We start from the raw sequence: 22689 nt of genomic DNA on the forward strand, positions 1-22689 counted from the left end.
CCACAACCCCACATCCCCCGCCACCACACCCGCCCCAAACACCCGCACCAAGTCATGTAACCGCCACCGCACGGCGAAGGCCGTCCCGTTACCGCCCCCCACCGGCGTGACGAGATATCTGGCGGACAGGTTCTCCAACAGCGACAGCGCAGATCCCGTGTCGAGATCGGTAAGCGCGGCGATCGCCTCCGTACAGGTCTCCGCACCAGGAGCAAGGCAGAGCAGGCGCAGCAGCCGGGCCTCGTCGCGCGGCAGCCGCCGGTACGAGGTCTCCAACACAGGACGCAGGACAAGTGAGCGTCCATACAGGTCCGTTCCGGGGCTGCCACGGTCCAGGACAGTGGTCGGGTCCCCGGCGTCCCGGATCTCGGCCACGAGAGAGGCGACACCCCGATGGCGTCGCCGACGCAGCATCCCCGCGGCGATCTGGAGGGCCAGAGGCAAGTGGCCGCATAGATTGGTCAGTTCGCGGAGTGTGTCGATTTCCCGTACCGGGCGTTCGTCTCGCTCATCGGTGTCGTACAGGGCACGGGTCACAAGGGCGACGGAGTCCTCCGGGGCGAGTGTCTCCAGATCGATCAGGCGTACCGGAAGGGCGTCGGGACGGTCCCGGGACGTGATGAGCACCCGGTGGTGGTCCGTCCCGGGCATCAGCGGCAGGTACTGGGACGGGTCCGAGGCGTTGTCCAGGATCAGCAGCATCCGGTCCCGTCGTCCGGCGAGGAGCGCGCGGTATGCGTCGTACTGGCGCTCTGCCGTCGCGGGCAGATCCCCGTCCTGTACCCCCAGCGCATCGAGCAGCGCCAGCACCGCCTGATCAGCCGTAACCGGGTCGTCGTCGTACCCGCGCAGGTCCACGAAGAGCGTCCCGCCCGGGAACCAGCCCTTCCCACGGGCTCGGTGCGCCGCCTCCACCGCCAGTGCGGTCTTGCCGATGCCGCCCATACCGGTGACGGCGAAGATGAGGAGCGGGAGCGCGGCCGTGTCGTCCTCGTCGGGGGAGAGGTGCGGGAGCAGGCGGTCCAGCTCCGCCGATCGGCCGGTGAAGCCCAGGGGGCGGGGTGGGAGTGTGGCGGTCGCTCGCGGGACCGGGCCGTGGGTGGTACCCCTGCCGCCCCTACCGTCGCCCGTCGCTCTTGCCGGTGACGGGACCGTAGAAGGTGCCACCCCGGAAGTCGATGTGGTCTCCGCCGTACGTCGCTCCGCTGTCCCCGCGTCGATGGGGACCCTCCTCGGAGTCGGAGGAAACGGAGGACCCCTTGCGGGGCTGGTGCTTGCGCAGCACGGCCACCGTCACCGCAGCCGCCTGCTTGGCGGCGAGTTCCTGCGCACCCGAGGCGTCGGCATCGCGCTTGCCGGCATCGGCGCGGTCGCTGACGCCCCGGATCACCAGGGCGTCCAACCGGCCGTTCAGATGGGCCGCGTGGGCTGCCCCTGAGCCCTCCATCTCGATCGCGCCGGCGTCGTTGTAGTTCCTGCGGAGGTGCCGGGCGATCTCGGACTCGGAGTCCGCCAGGACTACATCACCCGTGGCGATCGGCATGAAGTGCGCCCGTACGTCGGGCATGTCCCGCACGGCGGAACGGGCTGCCTGTTCCAGCGCGTGCGAGCCCGGCAGGGCCTTCGGCCGGACCAGGAAACCCTCGGGCGTCTGCTTGCCGCCGTGGATCTCGTACACCTGCGTGCCCACGACGACGTCCCCGATTCCGACGTCGTCCTTAAGACTGCCGGCGACACCGACGAAGAACACGGCCTCGGGATGCAGCCAGTTGATGAGCTGTGTGGTGAGAGCGGCCGCCCGCTCGGCGCCCATACCCAGCTCCGCAATGGCAATATGCCAGGAAGTACTGGCCAGTTGGCCCTTCTCGACTCGGGTCCCGTCAGGGTGTACGAGTTCCTGCCGCTTCTCGACGTGCACACGGATGGCGGCGTATTCGAGGGGGAGCGCGGTCAGGACAAGAGCAGTGGGCTGAGTCTCCGGCACACTCATAACCTACAGCCGGGGGAAGGGAATCGAGTGCCGGAACAGGACGTCACCGTAGGGCAGTTGCTGCTCGCCGAGTACCAGAGCGTGAAGGACGAGCAGAAGGCGCGGATCGGGTTCCGGGACAACCTGCTCTATGTGACGCTGGCCGTCGTCGCCGCCGTCATCGCCGCGGCGGCGCAGGCCAAGCAGACGTCGATGCTGCTGGCGTTGCCGCCGGTGTGTGTGGTGCTCGGGTGGACCTATCTGGTCAACGACGAGAAGATCTCGGCGATCGGGAGGTATCTGCGGGACGAGCTGGGGCCTCGGCTCGCTCAACTCGCGGGTGCGGAAGGCGCCTTCGGGTGGGAGAACTTCCATCGCGGGGACACCAGGAGAGTGTCTCGGAAGGTCGTGCAGCTCGTGGTCGACCTGCTCGCCTTCTGTGTCGTACCGCTGGGTGCGCTCGTCGTGTACTGGGCCGGGGGTGGCACCTCGCCGGGACTCGTGATCCTGTCCGTGGGCGAGGCGCTCGCGGTGGCGGGGTTGGGGGCGTACATCGTTCTGTACGCGGTGCCGTTCAGGTCGACGGGGGACAGCTTGGGATGAGCAGCCGGGATCACGTCGACTTCCAGGGCGGTTACTTCCAAGGGACCGTCATCGGGAAGGCGGACTACCACCAGTCGGCTGCCGCGCCCACCGCCCTGGACGCCCTGCCTGCCAGAACGGCAGGGTTCACCGGCCGTGATGGGGAACTGACCCGGCTCCTGGAGGCTCTTGACCCGACCGCGTCGGCCGGCGCCCCGAAGGCTGTGCTCGTCACCGCCGTCTCCGGGCTCGGGGGCGTGGGGAAGACGGCGCTGACTGTGGAGGCGGCCTACGCGGCCCGGGCGGAGGGGTGGTTTCCGGGTGGGGCGCTGTTCCTGGACATGCACGGATACGACGACGTTCCGGTTACGGCGGACCAGGCGCTCCAGTCCCTGTTGCGGGCTCTGGGCGTCCAGCCGGAGCACATCCCCGCCACGGCCGACGAGCGCGCGGTGCTCTACCGGTCGCTCCTCGCCGAGCGGGCGAGCCGGCGGGGCTCGGTGCTGATCCTGGTCGACAACGCCTCCTCGCCCGAACAGGTACGGCCCCTCCTCCCGGGCGGCGCTGTGCACCGCGTCCTGATCACGTCCCGCGACCGGCTGCCCCAACTCGGTGCGCGACTCGTGCCCTTGGACCAGTTGACGCCCGAGGACGCCGGGGAGCTTCTCGACGTCGCCCTGCGTATCGCAGAGCCGCAGGACAGCCGTATCCGGGACGACGCCGATGCCGCCGAGCGGCTCGCCGCCCTCTGTGGGTACCTGCCGCTGGCTCTGCAGATCGCGGTCGCGCTGCTGGCTGAGGACCGGGACATGCCGGTGGCGGAACTCGTGGGCGAACTCGCCGAGTCCCGTGACCGTCTCGGCCACCTCGACGACGGTGAGCGCAGCGTCCGTGCCGCCTTCGATCTGTCCTACCGTCGGCTTCCGCCCGGGCCGGCCCGGCTGCTGCGGCTGCTCGCCCTCGCGCCGGGGCCCGAGGCGAGCCCTGTAGTCATCGATACGCTCGCCGTGGGCGGTACTCCTGCCGCGCGGGACTTGAAGATCCTGGCCCGGGCACATCTTGTCGAGCGGGGCAGCCGGCGCGGGTGGTGGCGGTTGCACGACCTGGTCCGGGTGTTCGGGGCGGGGCTGTCCGCGGCCCCTGATGTGTGGGAAGAGGGGGAGAAGGCACGAGGGTTCGTGCTGGTCTACTACTTGTTGACCGCCGGCGCGGCCGATGAGTGGCTGCGGTGGCTGCCGGGGGATCCGGTGCCGGAGAGGTTCGAGAACCGGGCCCAGGCGCTGGCGTGGCTGGACGCCGAGCGGGCGGGGCTGCTCGAGGCCGTGCAGTGGGGGCGGGAGGAGCAGCACGCGCAGGCGGCGGGGTGGCTCGGGCGATGTCTGATGATGTATCTGTCCTGGCGACGGTACTTCGAGGACTTGTACGCCGTGGCCACCGTCGCACAGGAGGTGGCTCACTGCGCAGGGAGTCACCACGACGAGGCCCTCGCCTGGGACTCCATCGGGAACGCGCTGCGGGCGACGGGCCGGGTGGAAGAGGCGATCGACGCCCTGACGCGCGCCCGGGCCCTGTATCAGGTGGCCGGAAACCGCAAGGGTGAGGCCGGTGTGTGGGATCACCTCGGTCTCGCCCTGACGAAGGCGGGCCGGGTGGACGACGCGATGGATGCGTTTTTCCAGGCTGATGACCTGTACGAGGCCCTCGGAGACGTGCACGGTCAGGCCTTCGTGTGGGAACACTTCGGCAATCTCGCGTCGGTGGCGGGCTGTGCGGACGAGGCGATCGAAGCCTTGACCCATGCCTGCGATCTGTACCAGGCCACCGAAGAACGCCATGGCCAAGGCTCGGCATGGAACAACCTCGGCGCCACCCTGTGCGAGGCGGGCCGGCCGGAGGACGCCGTGGCGGCCTTCCGTAGCGCGGTCGAGGCGTTCAAGGAGGCTGAGGACTGGTACATGGCCGGCAAGGCCTTGCAGAACCTCGCCGTCGCCCCCCACGTCCCCGGCTGGTCCGCGCATATCGACCCCGTCTTGCTTCGGGCCGGCACCTTCCTGGGCCTGATGGAGGCCTCCTTCGCTTACGACCGAGCCGATGCCTTCGCGGAAGCAGCCAGAGCCCGCGCCTGGGCACGCGCGTACTTCGACGCCCCCGCGGCTACCGCCCCCCCCCCCCCCCCGGCACCCACCGATAAACCAGCTCCGGCCTCCCGACCTGCCCGTAAACCGGCTTCCGTTCAGCCCTCCCCGCCTCCACCAAATGCTCCAGATACCGCCGAGCCGTGATCCGGGAAATCCCCACGGCCTCGGCGACCCCCGCCGCCGTGAGCCCCTCCGCCGCCTCCCGCACGGCCCCCGTCACCCGCTCCAGCGTCGGCCCGCTCAACCCTTTCGGCAGTGCCGCAGGGCCCGGCGCCCGCAACGCCGCGAGCGCCCGGTCCACCTCGTCCTGGCCGCTCGCCTCCCCGACCGCCGCATGGAACTCGGCGTACCGCACCAGCCGGTCCCGAAGCGTCGCGAACGTGAAGGGCTTCAGTACGTACTGCACGACCCCCAGCGACACCCCTTCGCGCACCACGGCCAGATCCCGTGCCGACGTCACCGCGATCACGTCCGCGTGATGGCCCGCAGCCCGCAGCGACCGTGCCAGTTGCAGCCCGTGCACATCCGGCAGGTGCAGGTCCAGCAACAGCAGGTCCACCGGCGTCCGCTCCAGCGCGCGCCGCGCCTCCGCGCCCGTGTGCGCCTTGCCGACCGCGACGAATCCCGGCACCCGGTCGACGTACATCACGTGCGCGTCCGCAGCGACCGGATCGTCCTCCACGACCAGGACGCGAATCGCCTGCTCGGCCGGCCCCGTCATACGTCACCTCTCGAAACCGCCGCGCCCTCGGAATCCTGCACGGGCTCGGCCTGCTGGGAAGGCCCGCCGCCCGGCACGGACTCGGCGCCCGGCGAGGGCCCGGCACCCGGCGCGTGCTTCACACCCTCTCCCAACGGCAGCCGCACCTCGAACTCCGCCCCACCCCCGGCGGCCTCCGCCACCGACAGGGTCCCGTCGTGCCGGTGCGCCGCCTGCCGGACCAGCGCAAGCCCCAGCCCTCGCCCGCCCGGACCCGCCGGCTTCGTCGAGAAGCCGCGTTCGAACACCGCCTCCACGTGCGCGGGGTCCACCCCGGCCCCCGTGTCCGACACGCGCAGGACCAGCTCGGCACCCTCCGTGTACGCCGTCACCGTCACCCGCCCCCGCACGCTCCCCAGCGCGGCGTCCACCGCGTTGTCGATCAGGTTGCCCAGGATCGTCACCAGATCCCGGGCCGGCAGGGAGGGCGGCAGCAGGTTGTCGTCCAGTCGGCTGTCCTCCGATATGACGAGTTCGACGCCCCGCTCGTTGGCCTGCGCCGTCTTCCCCAGCAGCAGTGCCGCCAGCACCGGCTCGCTCACCGCCGCGACGACCTGGTCCGTCAGTGCCTGGGCCAGCTCCAGCTCGGCGGTCGCGAAGTCCACCGCCTCCTCGGCGCGTCCGAGTTCGATCAGCGAGACGACCGTGTGGAGGCGGTTCGCCGCCTCGTGCGCCTGCGACCGCAGGGCTTGGGTGAAGCCGCGTTCGGAGTCCAACTCGCCCATCAGGGACTGCAGTTCGGTCACGTCCCGCAGGGTCACGACCGTTCCGCGCCGCTCACCGCCCGACACGGGGGACGTGTTCACCACCAGCACGCGTTGCGCCGTCAGATGCACCTCGTCGACCCTGGGCTCGGACGCCAGCAGCGCCCCGGTCAGCGGTGCGGGCAGGCCGAGGTCCGCGACCGACTGCCCCACCACATCGCCGCCCACCCCGAGCAGTTCCCGCCCGCCGTCGTTGATCAGCGCCACCCGGTACTGCCCGTCCAGCATCAGCAGCCCCTCGCGTACCGCGTGCAGTGCGGCCTGGTGGTAGTCGTGCATCCGGCTCAGCTCGGCCGCGTTCATGCCGTGGGTGTGGCGGCGCAGGCGGGCGTTGATGACGTACGTGCCGATCGCGCCCAGGGCGAGCGCGCCCGCCGCGACCCCGAGCAGGGCCGTCAGCTGGTCCTGCACCCGCTTGCTGATCTCCTCGACCCTGATGCCCGCGCTGACCAGCCCGACGATGTCCTTCGGGGCCGTGCCACCGTCGTAGATCGGCACGACCGCGCGCACGGACGGGCCCAGCGTGCCGGTGTACGTCTCGGTGAACGGCTCACCTCTCAGGGCGCGCTCCGTGTGGCCGCGGAAGTGCTGGCCGATCTGCTCCTTGTCGGGGTGCGTCCAGCGGATGCCCTTGGGGTCCATGATCGTGACGAAGTCGACGCCGGTGTCGTGCTGGACGCGCAGCGCGTACGGCTGGAGTTCGGCCGTCGGGTCGGGGGTGCGGATCGCCTCCCCCACGGACGGGGCGTCGGCGATCGACTGGGCCACCGCCATGGCCTGGCCGCGCGCCGCGTCCTCGGCCTGGCCGCGGTCGCTGACGTAGGTGAACACCGCGTACCCGGCGACGAGCACCGCTATCAGCACGGCCTGCATGGCGAAGAGCTGGCCGGCCAGGCTGCGGGGCCTCGGGACGGAGATGCGCATGCCGTCAGTCTGCCCCATGGCCGATTTTGGCTGCTTCCCCCTGTGGACGACTGCTTTCCCCTGTGGATGAAGGGCGGCACCGCCTGCTCACCGGGCTCACCGGGCTCACCGGGCGGTGCCCGCCGTGCTCATCGCAGGGTGAGCGGGGTCTCCGACTCGACGCGGGTCAGCTTCTCGGGGTTGCGGACGTAGTAGAGGCCGGTGATGCGGGCGTCCTCGACGCGGATCGCCATGACGCCGTCGATCTCGCCGTCCAGGCGCAGGACGAGTGCCGGGTTGCCGTTGACCACGGTGAGGCCGGTGGTGAGCGTGGCTTCGAGCTTGCCCGTGCCGCCGACGATGAAGCGGGCCACCTTGTCGGCGCCGACCACCGGCCGTGGCGCGGCCTGCTTGACGCCGCCACCGTCGCTCACCAGGACGACCTCGGGGGCGAGCACGTCGAGGAAGCCCTGCAGATCCCCGGTGGCCAGTGCGCGCTGGAACGACTCCAGGGCCGCCCGGGTCGCGCTCGCGGAGACCGCCGCGCGAGGGCGGCGGGCGTCGACGTGGCGGCGGGCGCGGTGCGCGATCTGGCGGACGGCCGCCGGGGTCTTGTCGACGGCGGCCGCGATCTCGTCGTAGTCGACTTCGAAGACCTCGCGCAGCACGAAGACGGCGCGCTCCGTCGGGGAGAGCGTCTCGAGGACGAGCATCAGCGCCATCGACACGCTCTCGGCGAGCTCGACGTCCTGGGCCACGTCCGGCGCGGTGAGCAGCGGCTCGGGCAGCCAGGGGCCGACGTACGCCTCCTTGCGGCGCGTCAGCGTGCGCAGCCGGTTCAGCGCCTGCCGGGTCGTGATCCGGACCAGGTAGGCGCGCTGGTCGCGCACCTGTCCAAGGTCGACCTCGACCCACCGCAGCCAGGTCTCCTGCAGCACGTCCTCGGCGTCGGCCGCCGAGCCGAGCATCTCGTACGCGACGGTGAAGAGCAGGTTGCGGTGGGCGACGAAGGCCTCGGTCGCCGGATCGGTGGCGTGATCACTCATGCCCGGGTCTCTCCCCTGTTCGTGCGCGGTCTAGGCCACGCGTTCGGCGGTGGCCCGCGTCCCGCCCTCAGCGGCGGCCGGGGTCTCGCCGCGTCCGGCCCGCAGCAGCTCCTGACGCTTGGTGCCGCCCGAGACGCGGTGCAAGCGGTACGAACCGGGCTTGCGCGACTCGGCGGCCAGATGCTTGACGATGCCCTGGCAGACGAACTCCTTGAGCCTCGCACCGGGGCGGCCGTCGATGTGGAACCACAGCGCGACGTCGTACCGGTGGGCGAACTGGAAGATGCCGGCGCCGCGGCCCAGGCTGATGCACTGCCCGGCGAACACCTGGTTGAGGGGCGAGGGCTGCTCACCCGCGATCCGGCTGAGCACCGTGTCGGCGGCCCGCGCGCCCAGCGGTATCGCGGCCTGGCAGCTCATCCGCAGCGGCAGACCCGACGGCGCCGCCGAGTCGCCGGCGGCGACGATGTGCGGGTCGTCCACGCTGGTCAGCGTCTCGTCGGTGAGCAGACGGCCCAGGGCGTCGGTGCTCAGCCCGCTGCGTACGGCCAGATCCGGCACGCCGAAGCCGGCGGTCCAGATGGTCACCTCGCTCGGCAGCGTACGGCCGTCGCTGAGCCGTACGGCGTCCCGCGTCACGGCCGTCACCTCCGAGCCTGGGCCCTCCAGCACGGTCACCCCGAGTGCGGCCATCCGCCCGGCGACCGAGCGCCGCCCCCGCGGATGCAGATACGGGCCGAGCACCCCGCCGCAGACCAGGGTCACGGCGCGGCCGGCCTCCGCCAGCTCGGCGGCGGTCTCGATACCGGTCGGACCGGCCCCGACGACCGTCACCGGGGCCTTCGCGGACGCGGCGTCGAGGACCGGCCGCAGCCGCTGCGCCTCCTCCAGGCCGGCGATCGGGTAGGCGAACTCGGCCGCTCCGGGCACGTCCGGGTCGGCGCTGCCGCTGCCCACCGCGTAGACCAGGTAGTCGTAGCCGACCGTGCCTCCGGTCGCCAGCCTCACGCTGCGCTCGGCCGCGTCGATCCGCGTCACGCTGTCGACCACGAGCCGGACGTCCTCGGCCAGGAGGTCCCGGTAGTCGACGACCGCGTCGTCGGACCCTCCCACCAGCTGGTGCAGGCGGATCCGGTGGACGAAGGCCGAGCGCGGATTGATCAGGGTCACGGTCACGTCGTCGCGCCGGGTCAGGCGATTGGCCGCCATGACACCCGCGTATCCGCCGCCGATCACGATGACGTTGCTGTTCTCGGTCATGGTGCCTCCTCCGGTTCCAGGGGGTTCGACCTCAAGACACCGCGGCCCCGATCGTTGTGACAGGACGTGACTCAGATCACTCCACGGAGCTGAGCTCGGCTCACTCCACAGGTCTGGGCTCGGCACGTAAGCGGACGGTGAACTAAATGAACGGAAGGGTGACCGCCCTCACACGGCGGGAGATAGTCACCGCATCGCTTGGAGTACGACCCCTGCTCCCCGGGGCGCGCTTCCCCGTCAGCGAACCCCCACCCCGGACGTGAGCCGCACGCCGGTGATACCGACGAAGACGTCAAGGAGGGCAGCCGTGGCCGCCGCCAAATCCCCCGATACGGCACCTGCCGCACCCGTCACCAAGCGGGACCGCACGCACTACCTCTACATCGCGGTGATCATCGCGGTGGCCCTCGGTATCACCGTGGGCCTGGTCGCGCCCGACTTCGCGGTCGAGCTGAAGCCCATCGGTACCGGCTTCGTGAACCTGATCAAGATGATGATCTCGCCGATCATCTTCTGCACGATCGTCCTGGGCATCGGCTCGGTGCGAAAGGCCGCCAAGGTCGGTGCCGTCGGCGGTATCGCGCTCGGCTACTTCCTCGTGATGTCGCTGGTCGCCCTCGGTATCGGTCTCGTCGTCGGCAACATCCTGGAGCCGGGCACCGGTCTGCAGATCACCGACGCCGTCAAGGACGCCGGTCACGAGCAGGTCGACGCCGAGGCCAAGGACACCACCGAGTTCCTGCTCGGCCTCATCCCGACCACGATGGTCTCCGCCTTCACCTCGGAAACGGTCCTGCAGACCCTGCTCGTCGCGCTGCTCGCCGGCTTCGCGCTGCAGGCCATGGGCTCGGCCGGGGAGCCGATCCTGCGGGGTGTGCAGCACATCCAGCGGCTCGTCTTCCGCATCCTCGCCATGGTGATGTGGGCCGCGCCGATCGGTGCCTTCGGCGCCATCGCCGCCGTGACCGGTTCCGCCGGTGTGGACGCGCTCAAGAGCCTCGCCGTGCTGATGCTCGGCTTCTACATCACCTGCTTCCTCTTCGTCTTCATCGTGCTCGGCGCGCTGCTGCGGATCGTCTCCGGCCTCAACATCTTCACGCTCTTCAAGTACCTGGGCCGTGAGTTCCTGCTGATCCTGTCCACCTCCTCCTCCGAGTCCGCGCTGCCGCGCCTCATCGCGAAGATGGAGCACCTGGGCGTCAGCAAGCCGGTGGTCGGCATCACCGTCCCGACCGGCTACTCCTTCAACCTCGACGGCACCATGATCTACATGACCATGGCGTCCCTGTTCATCGCCGACGCCATGGGTACGCCGATGTCGATCGGCGAGCAGATCCCGCTGCTGCTCTTCCTGCTGGTCGCCTCCAAGGGCGCCGCCGGTGTCACCGGTGCGGGTCTGGCCACGCTGGCCGGTGGTCTGCAGTCGCACAAGCCGGCCCTGGTGGACGGCATCGGCCTCATCGTCGGCATCGACCGCTTCATGAGTGAGGCCCGCGCTCTGACGAACTTCGCGGGCAACGCCGTGGCCACCGTCCTGATCGGTACCTGGACCAAGGAGATCGACCGCGGCCGCGTCGACCAGGTGCTCGCCGGTCAGCTCCCGTTCGACGAGGCGACCCTCCAGAACGACGGCCACGGCGCCCCGGCCGAGGCGTCGGAACAGGGCGACGAGAAGGAACTCGCCAAGGCGTAGGCGCTCCGCTGGGCGAGCCGCGGAGAACGCGGGGCTCAGTGCCCCGCGCCCGTCGGGGCCTTGCGGCCCTCCTCGCTCCGGACGTCCGGCCCCTCCTGAACCGGGGCCGGGCGTCCGGCCATCACACTCCGGGCGGCTGGGATGCTCCCCCGTCTCTCAGCCGCCCGGTCGGAATCTCTCCACCTCAGGCGCACGGCAACTGCCGTGCGCCTGACGGCATTACCGGAAGACCGGCGTGGCGCCGGCCCAGGCGTCCGCGGGGCGTGACTACAGGAGCGGCGCCGGCGTGTGCGGTTCGCTGCCGGCGTCGCCGGACTGTCGGTGCTGACCGACGGGTACCTCGACGCGCAGGCCCACACGCGGCCGAGCCGGGGCGTCAACCGACCCCAACCGTCGCACCGTTCAACCGTGCCAGCTCCTCCGCGCCCAGCACCAGGTCCGCCGCGGCGGCCGAATCCCGGATCGTCTGCGGACGGCTCGCCCCCGGAATGGGGATCACGGCAGCGGACCGCGCCAGCAGCCATGCCAGGCACACCTGCTGAGGGCTGACGCCGCGGGCGCTCGCCACGGCACGGAAGGCGCCGAAGCGCGGCTCGTGCGCCGTCCGCGCCGGCCCGTCCAGGGAGCTGCGGGAGATGCCGCCCAGCGGGCTCCACGGCAGGAACGCAAGCCCCAGCTCCGTGCACAGCCGCAGCTCGGCCTCGCTGTCCCGTACGGCGGGCGAGTACTGGTTCTGCACCGACACCAGGCGGTCGCCGAGGATCCGGTGGGCTGCGCGGATCTGGTCCACGTCCGTGTTGGAGACGCCGGCCAGGCGGATCTTGCCCGCGTCGAGGAGCTCGCGCAGCGCGCCGACCGACTCCTCGAAGGGAACGGCCGGATCGGGCTTGTGCAACTGGTAGAGCCCGATCGCCTCGACGCCGAGCCGCCGCAGCGAGGCCTCGGCGGCCGCCTTGAGGTGGCGCGGGTCGCCGTTCACCGTCCAGCTGCCGTCGGCCGGCCTGCCCCGGCCACCCTTGGTGGCCACCAGCACGCCGTCCGTGTCGCCGCCGTACGCGGCCAGCGCGCGGGCGACGAGGAGTTCGTTGTGACCGGGCTCGGTGCCCGGCAGATGGTACGAGTCCGCCGTGTCCAGCAGCGTCACCCCCGCGTCCAGGGCGGCGTGCACGGTGGCCAGGGCGCGCCTGTCGTCGGGTCGGCCCTCGATGGACAGCGGCATCACGCCGAGGCCGATCGCACTCACACGACGGGCGCCAAGGGTGCGGTACCGCACGTCAGCCCTCCTTTCCGAGGGTCTCGGCGACGGCCTTCGGGAGCCACTGCCGTACGGGCGTGAAACGGAAACCCAGCCGTACGGCCCGGGAGTTGTCCATGCCGTAGGCGCGGGTGAAGGAGAGCGGGGAGACCTCGCCGACCTCGACGTGCCGGAAGACGGCCTTGCCGTCCGGGATGTGCGCGGCGATCGCGTCGCACAGGTCCTCGGTGGTCAGCCTGCCGTGCGAGGCGGCGTTGACCGGCCCCGTGAAGTCCTGGCCCACCGCCCAGAACAGGAAGTCGGCGATCTCCTCGACATGGATGTACGTCGCCGGGTGGTTCACCACCGGCACGGCGATCGGCTCCCCGGCGCGGATACGGTTCGCGTAGTGGGTCATACGGCCCGTGAAGTCGTCGTCCCCGCCCAGCACATGGGCGACACGCACCGCCGCGTACGGGAAGTCCGGGCCGGCGGCGAGGACGGCCTCCGCCTGCCGCTTGCCCTCGCCGTAGTTGGTGTCGAGGAACTCCGGGTCGTACCAGGGGAGTTCGAGGTCGACGGCCACGCCCAGCGGATCCACGTCCGTCTCGCGCACGGGGGCGATCGAGTCCTCGTACTCGTAGACCTCCACCGTCGACGTCAGCACATAACGACGGGTACGGCCGGTGAAGACCCGGCGGGCGATCTCCGCCTGGCGCGGGGTGTAGCAGACCTGGTCGACCACGGCGTCGAACGTCCGTGAACCCAGGGCCGCCGTCAGGGACTTCTCGTCACTCCGGTCGGCGACAAGATGGGTCACGCCCGGTGGTGGCGCCGACGATCCGCGATTGAGGACCGTCACCCGGTCCCCGGCGGCCAGCAGGCGTGCGATCAGCCGCTTGCCGAAATAGCGGTTGCCGCCGATGACCAGTACCTCTCGTGCCTTTCGCATGACCATAATTCTCCTGGCCCCGCACCACGTCCTGAAGGGGAAGAGATGGGAGATCAGGCCGCCGTGCCGAAAGAACCACGGCATCTGCGCCCGGCGACCAGCGAAACATCGGTGGCCTTCGACGCCCTGGACCGGCAGATCCTCGAACTGCTCCAGACCGACGGCCGGATCAAGCTGAGCGAGCTGGGCCGCCGGGTGCGCCTCAGCCCGCCCGCCGTCACCGAGCGCGTACGGCGACTGGAGGCGGCGGGCGCGATCACGGGGTACGGCGCCCATGTCGCCCCCGCCCGGCTCGGCTACGGCATCCAGGCCTTCATCCGGGTCAACCCGCACGGCGGCTACACCCTCAAACACCCCCGCACCCTGGAGCTGCTCGACCGCCCGGAGATCACCGAGGTCCACCACGTCGTCGGCGAGGACTGCTGGATCCTCAAGGTCGCCGTCGAGGACACCGCCCACCTGGAGGAGGTCCTCGAACAGACCTCGGCGCTGGGCCGTACGACGACCTCGATCGTGCTGTCCTCCCCGGTGCGCAGAAAACCGCTCCTGCCGCGCTTGCCCTGACGTCGGCGTCAAGGATTACGTTCGTACGCATGCGAATCGGCGAGCTGGCCGCACGGGCCGGGACCACGACGCGCACGTTGCGCTACTACGAGTCGCGAGGGCTGCTGCCCGCGCGGCGCAGCGGCAACGGCTACCGGACGTACGACGAGAGCGACCTGAAGCTGCTCCGGCAGATCAGGACGCTCCAGGACTTCGGGTTCGACCTGGAGGAGACGCGGCCGTTCGTGGAGTGTCTGCGGGCCGGGCATCCGGAAGGCGACACGTGCCCTGCCTCGCTCGCGGTCTACCGGCGCAAGCTGGACGAACTCGACGCACTGATCGGGGAACTGCAGGCCGTGCGCGCCAAGATCGGCCTGCGGCTGGCGCTCGCCGAGGGGGAACCGCCGTTGTGCGAACTGGGAGGGCAGAAGCTGTGATCAAGGCCGCGGGCGTGGCAGAGGTGACGGACGAGGACTTCGAGACGGAGGTGATCGGGGCGGAGCTGCCGGTGCTGGTGGAGTTCACCGCCGACTGGTGTCCGCCGTGCCGGCAGATGGGACCGGTGCTCAGCGCCCTCGCCGAGGAGGCGGGCGATCGGCTGAAGGTGGTCCAGCTCGACGTGGACACCAACCCCGAGACCACCAACACGTACAAGGTGCTGTCCATGCCGACGTTCATGGTGTTCCGGGGCGGCGAGCCCGTGAAGTCGATGGTCGGTGCCCGGCCCAAGCGGCGGCTGCTGGAGGAGCTGTCCGACGTCCTCTGAGCCCGGTCCGGAACAAAGAAATCCCCCGAGCAATTGCGCTCGGGGGATTTCTTTGCGTATATTCAATGGTTCGCGACTTCAAGGAAATTGGGTCGCGGAGAAGTTCAGTGAGCACAGTATATCCGGCCGGGAGCGGAATTGTCAAACACCGAATTTCAAGACGGTGAAATGCGGCGCGAGCAGGAATTCATCGACGACCTGTACGCCCGCGTGGACGCGCTGCGCGGCGACACCGAGACCTCCGTCACGGACGCTCTCGCCCAGGGCAACACGCCCATGCAGGCCCGCCTGGAGCGGGACATCCTCGTCGCCGAGCGCTCAGGGCTGCTCGCCGCGCTGAACGCCGTGGACGGTTCGCTGTGCTTCGGCCGGATCGACCTGGCCTCCGGCGTCAGCCACCGCATCGGCCGGATCGGCCTGCGCACCGACGACGCCGAGCGCACGCCGATCCTCATCGACTGGCGGGCCGACGTCGCCCGCCCCTTCTACCTGGCCACCGGCCACACCCCGATGGGGCTGCGGCGCAGGCGGCACATCACCACCAGCGGCCGTACCGTCACGGCCCTGCACGACGAGATCCTCGACCTGGGGGACCAGGAGCGGACCGGCCACGAGGACCCGACCGGCGACGCCGTGCTGCTGGCCGCCCTCGACGCCGCGCGCACCGGCCGCATGCACGACATCGTGCAGACCATCCAGGCCGAGCAGGACGAGATCATCCGGGCGCCCCACCGCGGCGTACTCGTGGTCGAGGGCGGACCCGGCACCGGCAAGACGGCGGTCGCCCTGCACCGCGCCGCGTATCTCCTCTACGAGCACCGCGAACTGCTCGCCAAGCGCGCGGTTCTGATCGTCGGCCCCAACCCCGCCTTCCTCGGCTACATCGGCGAGGTCCTGCCCTCGCTCGGCGAGACCGGCGTCCTGCTGGCCACGGTCGGCGAGCTGTTCCCCGGCGTGAAGGCGACCGCGACCGACACCCGCGAGGCCGCCGCGGTGAAGGGGCGCGCCGACATGGCGGACGTACTCGCCGAGGTCGTACGCGACTGGCAGGCGCTGCCCGATCCGGTGATCGCGATCGAGCACGACCGCGAGGTCCTGATGCTCGACGACGGCCTGGTGAACGTGGCGCGCGAGAAGACCCGCGCGGCGCGGCTGCCGCACAACGTCGCGCGCGAGCACTTCGAGGGCCACATCCTCAACACGCTCACCGAGCTGTACGCCGAGCGCGTCGGCACCGACCCGTACGACGGCTCCAGCCTCCTCGACCCCGCCGACATCACCCAGATCCGCGACGAGCTCGCCGAGAACCCCGAAGTGTGGGCGGCCATCGACCAGTTGTGGCCTCGCCTCACCCCGCAGCGCCTGGTCGCGGACTTCCTCGCCGACCCGGTCGGCTACCTCCCCGACGAGGACGTGGCCGCGATTCGCCGGCCGGTGACGCGGGCGTGGACCGTGGCGGACGTACCGCTGCTCGACGAGGCGGCCGAACTGCTCGGCGTGGACGAGCGGGTGGCGCGGGCGCGGGCGGAGCGCGAGCGGGAGACGCAGGTGGCGTACGCGCAGGGCGTGCTGGACGTCTCGTACGCCTCGCGCACCTACGAGTTCGAGGACAAGCACGACGAGGACAGCGAGGTGTTGTCCGCGCACGACATCATCGACGCCGAGCGCTTCGCCGAACGCCAGGAGGAGGACGACCATCGCAGCGCTGCCGAGCGGGCGGCGGCCGACCGGACCTGGGCGTTCGGGCACATCATCGTCGACGAGGCGCAGGAGCTGTCGCCGATGGCGTGGCGGCTGCTGATGCGGCGCAGCCCGACCCGTTCGATGACGCTGGTGGGCGACCCGGCACAGACCGCGGAAGCGGCGGGTGTCGGCTCCTGGGCGGGCATCCTGGAGCCGTACGTCGAGGACCGCTGGGAGCACACCCGCCTCGGCGTCAACTACCGCACGCCGTCCGAGATCATGGAGCTGGCGGCGGCCGTGGTGCGCGCCGAGAACCCCGACTTCGAACCGCCGAGTTCGGTGCGGTCGACGGGCGTACGGCCGTGGATCCGGGCCACCGACGACCTGCCCGGCGCCGTGGCCAAGGCGGTCGAGGAACTGACCCCCGCGGAGGGGCGCCTCGCGGTCATCGCGCCGCGCCATCTGCACCGGTCGCTGGCCGCGCGGCTGGACGGGGTGACGGCGGGCGCGGAACCCGACCTCACGCAGACCGTCGTACTCCTCGACCCGCGTCAGTCGAAGGGGCTGGAGTTCGACTCGGTGCTGGTCGTGGAACCCGGGTTGTACGGCACGAGCGACCTGTACGTGGCGCTGACGCGGGCCACCCAGCGGCTGGGGGTGCTGCACACCGGCCGCCTTCCGAAAGCGCTGCTCACCGCCTGACGCTTGTCTCGCCCCCGCCGCCCCCAGACCCCCGCTTCGGCGCTGAACGGGCCTCGTCCTCAAACGCCGGACGGGCTGAAATCCAGCCCCTCCGGCGTTTGAGGAGCGGGGGTCCAGGGGGCAGAGCCCCCTGGCGGGGTCGAAGGGGCGGAGCCCCTGGGGGATGGGACGGGTAGGGGCGGCGGGGGCGAAAAACTAGGCAGGGCGCAGCCACACCGTCGCCAACGGCGGCAACGTCAGTCGGATGCTGGCCGGGCGGCCATGCCAGGGCTGGGCCTCCGGCTTGATCGGGTCGGGGTTCGTCACGTCGCTGCCGCCGTAGCGCGCCGCGTCGGTGTTCAACGCCTCGTGCCACGCCAGGATGTCCTCCGGCACCCCGAGCCGGTAGTCGTCCCGCACGACCGGCGACATGTTCGACACCGCCAGCAGCGGAGCCCCCTCCGCGTCGAAGCGCAGGAACGCGAAGACGTTGTCGTCGGCCGCGTCCCCGACCACCCACTGGAAGCCGGCCGGGTCGGTGTCCCGCTGCCAGAGGGCCGGGGTGTGGCGGTAGACCGTGTTCAGGTCGCGGACCAGGTCGCGAACGCCCCGGTGGTCGGGCTCCGCCCCGTACGCCGGGTCCAGCAGCCACCAGTCCGGCCCGTGCGCCTCCGACCACTCGGCGCCCTGCGCGAACTCCTGCCCCATGAAGAGCAGTTGCTTGCCGGGATGCGCCCACATGAAGCCCAGATGGGCGCGGTGGTTGGCCCGCTGCTGCCACCAGTCGCCCGGCATCTTCGACACCAGCGACCGCTTGCCGTGCACCACCTCGTCGTGGGAGATGGGGAGGACGTAGTTCTCGCTGTAGGCGTACACCATCGAGAAGGTCATCTCGTTGTGGTCGAGAAGGTCATCTCGTTGTGGTGGTACTTGCGGTGGACCGGCTCCTTGGCCATGTACGCCAGCGAGTCGTGCATCCAGCCCATGTTCCACTTCAGCCCGAAGCCGAGGCCCCCGAATCCGCCCGGGCCCGCCACGTGCGTCGGTCGTGTCACGCCGTCCCAGGCCGTGGACTCCTCCGCGATCGTCACGACCCCCGGCACCCGCCGGTACACGGTCGCGTTCATCTCCTGCAGGAACGCCACCGCGTCCAGGTTCTCCCGGCCCCCGTGCTCGTTCGGGACCCACTGGCCCGGCTCACGCGAGTAGTCCAGGTACAACATGGACGCAACCGCGTCCACCCTCAACCCGTCGATGTGGAACTCCTCGCACCAGTAAATGGCGTTGGCGACAAGGAAGTTGCGCACCTCGCGCCGCCCGAAGTCGAACTCCAGGGTGCCCCAGTCGGGGTGCGCGGAGCGCAGCGGGTCCTCGTGCTCGTAGAGCGGACGGCCGTCGAACTCGGCCAGCGCCCAGTCGTCGCGCGGGAAGTGCGCCGGCACCCAGTCCATCAGGACGCCGATCCCGGCCTGGTGCAGGGCGTCGACCAGGAACTTGAAGTCGTCCGGCGTACCGAGGCGGGCCGTGGGCGCGTAGAAGCCGGTGACCTGGTAGCCCCAGGAGCCGCCGAAGGGGTGCTCGGCGACCGGCATCAGCTCGACGTGGGTGAAGCCGAGGTCCTTGACGTACGCGGGGAGCTGCTCGGCGAGTTGACGGTACGTCAGTCCTGGGCGCCAGGAGGCCAGATGGACCTCGTACACGGAGAATGGCGCCTCGTGCGTCGGGATCTCCGCGCGCCGCGCCAGCCACGCCGCGTCGCCCCACTCGTGCTGCGAGGTGTGCACGATGGACGACGTGTTGGGCGGGGCCTCCGTATGGCGGGCCAGCGGGTCGGCGCGCAGTGTCTTCGAGCCGCCCGGCCGGGTGATCTCGAACTTGTACAGCTCGCCCTCGCCGATGCCGGGCACGAACAGCTCCCAGACGCCGGTGCCGCCGAGCGAACGCATCGGATACCCCGTGCCGTCCCAGAAGTTGAAGGTGCCGGCCAGCGACACGCCCCGCGCGTTCGGCGCCCACACGGTGAAGCGGGTGCCGGTCACGCCCTGGTGCGTCATCGGCTCGGCGCCGAGCGCCCGCCACAGTTCCTCGTGCCGTCCCTCACCGATCAGATGCAGGTCCAGCTCGCCCAGCGCGGGCAGGAAACGGTACGCGTCCTCGGTCTCCTGGACCGACCCCTCGTACGCCACGAGGAGCTGGTAGTCCTCCGGTACGTCCCGCAGCGGCAGCAGCCCCGAGAAGAACCCCTCCGCGTCGTCGTGCAGTTCGGCCCGCAGGTCGCCCGCGACGACGGTGACCGCCAGGGCGTACGGCCTGAAGGCCCGGAAGGCGACCCCGCCGGGCACCGGATGCGCACCGAGCACGGAGTGCGGGGCGTGGTGGGTGCCGCTGAGGAGGCGGTCGCGGTCGACGGAGTCGAGGGCCGGGGAGACGGCCACCGGCGTCTCCGGCAGCGGGGCGGAGTGTGGTGCGGTGACCTTCTCGGCGGTCACCACCTGCGCCGGGGGCTTCCGGGCGGGCGCCTTCTGCGCCGGGATCTTCTTCGCGGTGGCCTTCTGCGCGGGGATCTTCTTCGCGGCGGCCTTGCTCGCGGGGGTGCTCTTCGCCGCCGTGCTCTTCGCGACGGCTTTCTTGGCGGCCGTCTTCTTCGCCGTGGCCTTCTCCGCGGCAGTCTTCTCCCCTGTCGTCTTCTCCGTGGCCGTCTTCTTCACGGCCGTTTTCTTCGCAGCAGTCTTCTTGGCGGCTGCCTTTTTGGCAGGAGCCTTCTTGGCGGCCGTCTTCTTCGACGCCGCTTTCTTCGTCCCCTTCTTCATGGCCTCCGCGGCCTTCTCGGCGGCCTTCACCGTCTTCGTCGTCGCCTTCTTCGCGACGCTCGTCTGCTCGGCCGGCTTCTCGGCCGTCTCCTTCGGATCCGAACCGCTGGAGGGAGTGGTGCGGGGGGTCACGGGCGGGGCCTCCTAGGCGAAGGTGGGGATGGGGACGTGGAGGGGGGTGTGGAGGGGGACGGGGTGCCGATGTCCGCGGCGAGGCGGCTTATGGCGGACAGCGGTACCGGGAGCCAGTCGGGGCGGTGGCGGGCCTCGTAGACGACCTCGTAGATCGCCTTGTCGGTCTCGTACGCGCGCAGCAGCACCGGATCGGTCCGCGGATCGGCTCCGCTGACCTGCGCGTATCCGGAGCAGTAGGCCGCCCGGCAGGTGTCCGCCCAGCCGGGTATCGGAGGGTCGGCCGAGTGGGCGGCGTAGTCGAAGGAACGCAGCATCCCCGCGACGTCCCGCACCGGCGGCTGCGGCATCCGCCGTTCGGCCAGCGGCTTCGACGGCTCGCCCTCGAAGTCGATCAGCCACCACTGCCCCGCGGGCGAGCGCAGGCACTGCCCGAGGTGCAGGTCACCGTGGATGCGCTGGGCGGTCCAGGTGCAGCCTTCGGCGGCGAGGCCGGACAGCGCCTCGAAGGCGGAACGCAGTCCGGGCGCGTACGGCCGCAGCGCGGGCACCGCCTGCGCGGCCGCGTCCAGCCGCTCGACCATGCCGTCGACCAGCTGCTGCACCTGCGCGTGCCCCAGAGTCACCGTCGGCAGGGTGCGGGCCAGCGCCATGTGCACCTCGGCGGTCGCGCGCCCGAGCGCCCGCGCCGCGGCGGCGAAGTCCTCGCCCTTGGCCAGCTCGCGCAGCGCCAGCTCCCAGCCGTCCGCCGCGCCCTGCACGAAGGGCTGGAGCACGCCCAGCACATACGACTCGCCGGACAGCTCCGCCCCGATCCATGCCGTGGGCGCGGGCACCCGGTCGCAGCTCTCGCGGGCCAGCGCCAACGGCAGCTCCAGGTCGGGATTGACGCCGGGCACGATCCGGCGCAACAGCTTCAGGATGAACGTATCGCCGTAGACGACCGACGAGTTCGACTGCTCCGAGGTGACCAGGCGCGGTACCAGACCGGACCGGATCTCCTGGCTTTCGTCCCGCTCGAAACGCAGCGCGCCGATCCGGGCCCCGGTGCGCAGCGCCTCCAGGAGCAGCTCGGTGGGGCGGGGGTCGTACAGGGCGTCGTACACCGTGCGTCCGGCGAGCGGGCCCTCGGCGACGTGTCCGATCAGCGCGGGCGCGAGCCGCGGCGGCAACGCCTCACGCTCCCCTATGAGGAGCTGGTAGCAGTCCGCGGGCTGCTCGGGGGCGCCCGTCAGGGGCGCGAGCGGCTGATGGGCGCGCACCAGCAGGTGGTACAGGCCCAGCTTGCCGCCGGGCGGCAGCAACTCGGTGGCCGCCACCAGCGAGAACCCGGTGACCGGACGCCCCTTGCCCGCGAACCAGCGCTGCCGTGGCAGCCACTCCCGTAGGAGCGGGTCCAGCGACGCAAGGAGGCCGGGAGGGGTCGTAAGGGTGCGGGTGACGGCTTTCGACATGGCGTCACGTCCTTTCCCCGGGCCGGTCGGGGTGTTACTGATGCGTGCCCCGGGCGGGGCGGGAAAAACCGCCCCGCCCGGGCTGTCAGGCGGCGTCCTTGCGGAGCCGGAACCAGTAGAAGCCGTGGCCTCCGAGGGTCAGCAAGTACGGCAGCTCACCGATGGCCGGGAATCGCACCCCGCCGGACAGCTCGACCGGGTGGCGTCCGGTGAACCGCCGAAGATCCAGCTCCGTCGGCTGCGCGAACCGGGAGAAGTTGTTCACGCAGAGGACGAGATCGTCCTCGTATTCGCGCAGGAACGCGATCACGGCCGGATTCGACGACTGGAGTTCGGTGTAGGAGCCGAGTCCGAAGGCCGTGTTCTGCTTGCGGATCTCGATCATCCGGCGGGTCCAGTGCAGGAGCGAGGACGGGGAGGCCATGGCGGCCTCGACATTCGTCACCTGGTAGCCGTAGACCGGGTCCATGATCGTGGGCAGAAACAGCCGCCCCGGGTCGCTCGACGAGAAACCCGCGTTGCGGTCCGGGGTCCACTGCATCGGCGTGCGGACGGCGTCGCGGTCGCCGAGCCAGATGTTGTCGCCCATTCCGATCTCGTCGCCGTAGTAGAGGATCGGCGAGCCGGGGAGCGACAGCAGCAGGGCGGTGAACAGCTCGATCTGGTTGCGGTCGTTGTCCAGCAGCGGAGCCAGCCTGCGCCGGATGCCGATGTTGGCGCGCATCCGCGGGTCCTTGGCGTACTCCGCGTACATGTAGTCGCGTTCCTCGTCGGTGACCATTTCCAGGGTCAGCTCGTCGTGGTTGCGCAGGAAGATGCCCCACTGGCAGCCGGAGGGGATGGCCGGGGTCTTGGCGAGGATTTCCGAGACCGGGTAGCGCGATTCCCGTCGTACGGCCATGAAGATCCGCGGCATGACGGGAAAATGGAAGGCCATGTGGCATTCGTCGCCACCGCTGGGGAAGTCGCCGAAATAGTCGACGACGTCCTCCGGCCACTGGTTGGCCTCCGCCAGCAGCACCGTGTCCGGGTACTGGGCGTCGATTTCCTTCCGTACCCGCCTGAGGAACTCATGGGTCGCGGGCAGGTTCTCGCAGTTCGTTCCTTCCTCCGCGTACAGATACGGCACCGCGTCCAGCCGGAATCCGTCGATGCCCAGGTCCAGCCAGAACTTCAGTGCCGAGAGGATCTCCTCCTGCACGGTCGGGTTCTCGTAGTTCAGGTCGGGCTGGTGGGAGAAGAAGCGGTGGAAGTAGTACTGCTTGCGGACCGGGTCGAAGGTCCAGTTGGAGGCTTCGGTGTCGACGAAGATGATGCGG

16 protein-coding genes and 2 pseudogenes are annotated in these 22689 nt (G+C 70.7%); 7 read left to right on the top strand and 11 right to left on the bottom strand.

The window, feature by feature from the left end:
• The coding region (locus ADL12_RS10235) for an NB-ARC domain-containing protein (protein ID WP_244187863.1) at positions 1-1017 on the bottom strand (1017 nt) is incomplete at its 3' end.
• 100 nt (positions 1018-1117) lie between these two features.
• Positions 1118-1990 (bottom strand): 5'-methylthioadenosine/S-adenosylhomocysteine nucleosidase, encoded by an 873-nt coding sequence (locus ADL12_RS10240; RefSeq protein WP_079051952.1) that lies wholly within the window; start codon positions 1988-1990, stop codon positions 1118-1120.
• 27 nt (positions 1991-2017) lie between these two features.
• Between ADL12_RS10240 and ADL12_RS10245 the strand changes: the two genes are divergently transcribed.
• Positions 2018-2572, top strand: a complete 555-nt coding sequence (locus ADL12_RS10245; RefSeq protein WP_062700786.1) for a hypothetical protein — start codon at positions 2018-2020, stop codon at positions 2570-2572.
• Positions 2573-4212: 1640 nt separating this feature from the next.
• Positions 4213-4479 (top strand): annotated as a pseudogene (locus tag ADL12_RS58080) (tetratricopeptide repeat protein); the annotation flags it as partial.
• Between the two features lie 226 nt (positions 4480-4705).
• Here ADL12_RS58080 and ADL12_RS50075 read toward each other — a convergent pair.
• From ADL12_RS50075 to ADL12_RS10270, 4 genes are all read right to left on the bottom strand, one after another.
• The gene (locus ADL12_RS50075) at positions 4706-5410 is read right to left on the bottom strand and encodes a response regulator (RefSeq protein WP_079051953.1); all 705 of its coding nucleotides are present in this window, start codon (positions 5408-5410) and stop codon (positions 4706-4708) included.
• Positions 5407-7137 carry a sensor histidine kinase gene (locus tag ADL12_RS10260; protein WP_079051955.1) on the bottom strand — a complete coding sequence of 577 codons (1731 nt, stop codon included), beginning with the start codon at positions 7135-7137 and terminating at the stop codon, positions 5407-5409. The genes ADL12_RS50075 and ADL12_RS10260 overlap by 4 nt, the downstream gene beginning before the upstream one ends.
• A 128-nt stretch (positions 7138-7265) precedes the next feature.
• A complete protein-coding gene (locus ADL12_RS10265; protein ID WP_062700789.1) occupies positions 7266-8162 on the bottom strand; it encodes an RNA polymerase sigma-70 factor in 897 nt (298 codons plus the stop codon).
• Between the two features lie 30 nt (positions 8163-8192).
• Positions 8193-9422 (bottom strand): NAD(P)/FAD-dependent oxidoreductase, encoded by a 1230-nt coding sequence (locus ADL12_RS10270; RefSeq protein WP_062700791.1) that lies wholly within the window; start codon positions 9420-9422, stop codon positions 8193-8195.
• 307 nt (positions 9423-9729) lie between these two features.
• On the opposite strand from ADL12_RS10270, the gene ADL12_RS10275 reads away from it, so the two are divergent.
• The gene (locus tag ADL12_RS10275) at positions 9730-11115 is read left to right on the top strand and encodes a cation:dicarboxylate symporter family transporter (protein WP_062700793.1); all 1386 of its coding nucleotides are present in this window, start codon (positions 9730-9732) and stop codon (positions 11113-11115) included.
• Positions 11116-11491: 376 nt separating this feature from the next.
• Here the strand turns inward: ADL12_RS10275 and ADL12_RS10280 are convergent, their stop codons facing one another.
• Positions 11492-12388, bottom strand: a complete 897-nt coding sequence (locus tag ADL12_RS10280) for an aldo/keto reductase (protein WP_062700795.1) — start codon at positions 12386-12388, stop codon at positions 11492-11494.
• 1 nt (position 12389) lies between these two features.
• The gene (locus ADL12_RS10285; protein WP_062700807.1) at positions 12390-13301 is read right to left on the bottom strand and encodes an NAD-dependent epimerase/dehydratase family protein; all 912 of its coding nucleotides are present in this window, start codon (positions 13299-13301) and stop codon (positions 12390-12392) included.
• A gap of 45 nt (positions 13302-13346) precedes the next feature.
• Between ADL12_RS10285 and ADL12_RS10290 the strand changes: the two genes are divergently transcribed.
• The 4 genes from ADL12_RS10290 to ADL12_RS10305 all read left to right on the top strand — a co-directional run bounded on the left by ADL12_RS10290 (position 13347) and on the right by ADL12_RS10305 (position 16995).
• Positions 13347-13865 carry an Lrp/AsnC family transcriptional regulator gene (locus ADL12_RS10290; RefSeq protein ID WP_208614514.1) on the top strand — a complete coding sequence of 173 codons (519 nt, stop codon included), beginning with the start codon at positions 13347-13349 and terminating at the stop codon, positions 13863-13865.
• 29 nt (positions 13866-13894) lie between these two features.
• On the top strand, positions 13895-14281 hold the full coding sequence (locus ADL12_RS10295; protein WP_062700797.1) for a MerR family transcriptional regulator: 387 nt from the start codon (positions 13895-13897) through the stop codon (positions 14279-14281).
• Positions 14282-14295: 14 nt separating this feature from the next.
• A complete protein-coding gene (locus ADL12_RS10300; RefSeq protein ID WP_062700811.1) occupies positions 14296-14610 on the top strand; it encodes a thioredoxin family protein in 315 nt (104 codons plus the stop codon).
• 168 nt (positions 14611-14778) lie between these two features.
• Positions 14779-16995 carry a HelD family protein gene (locus tag ADL12_RS10305; RefSeq protein ID WP_062700799.1) on the top strand — a complete coding sequence of 739 codons (2217 nt, stop codon included), beginning with the start codon at positions 14779-14781 and terminating at the stop codon, positions 16993-16995.
• A 195-nt stretch (positions 16996-17190) separates the two neighbouring features.
• On the opposite strand, the pseudogene glgB reads toward ADL12_RS10305, so the two are convergent.
• The 3 genes and pseudogenes from glgB to treS all read right to left on the bottom strand — a co-directional run.
• Positions 17191-19916 (bottom strand): annotated as a pseudogene (gene glgB / locus ADL12_RS10310) (1,4-alpha-glucan branching enzyme).
• Positions 19913-21370 (bottom strand): maltokinase N-terminal cap-like domain-containing protein, encoded by a 1458-nt coding sequence (locus ADL12_RS10320; RefSeq protein ID WP_062700802.1) that lies wholly within the window; start codon positions 21368-21370, stop codon positions 19913-19915. Before ADL12_RS10320 ends, glgB begins: the two are co-directional and overlap by 4 nt.
• Before the next feature lie 85 nt (positions 21371-21455).
• A partial coding sequence (treS, locus tag ADL12_RS10325; protein ID WP_062700803.1) for a maltose alpha-D-glucosyltransferase occupies positions 21456-22689 on the bottom strand: 1234 nt, incomplete at its 5' end.

It is taken from the genome of Streptomyces regalis, from assembly GCF_001509475.1.
Classification (GTDB): domain Bacteria; phylum Actinomycetota; class Actinomycetes; order Streptomycetales; family Streptomycetaceae; genus Streptomyces; species Streptomyces regalis.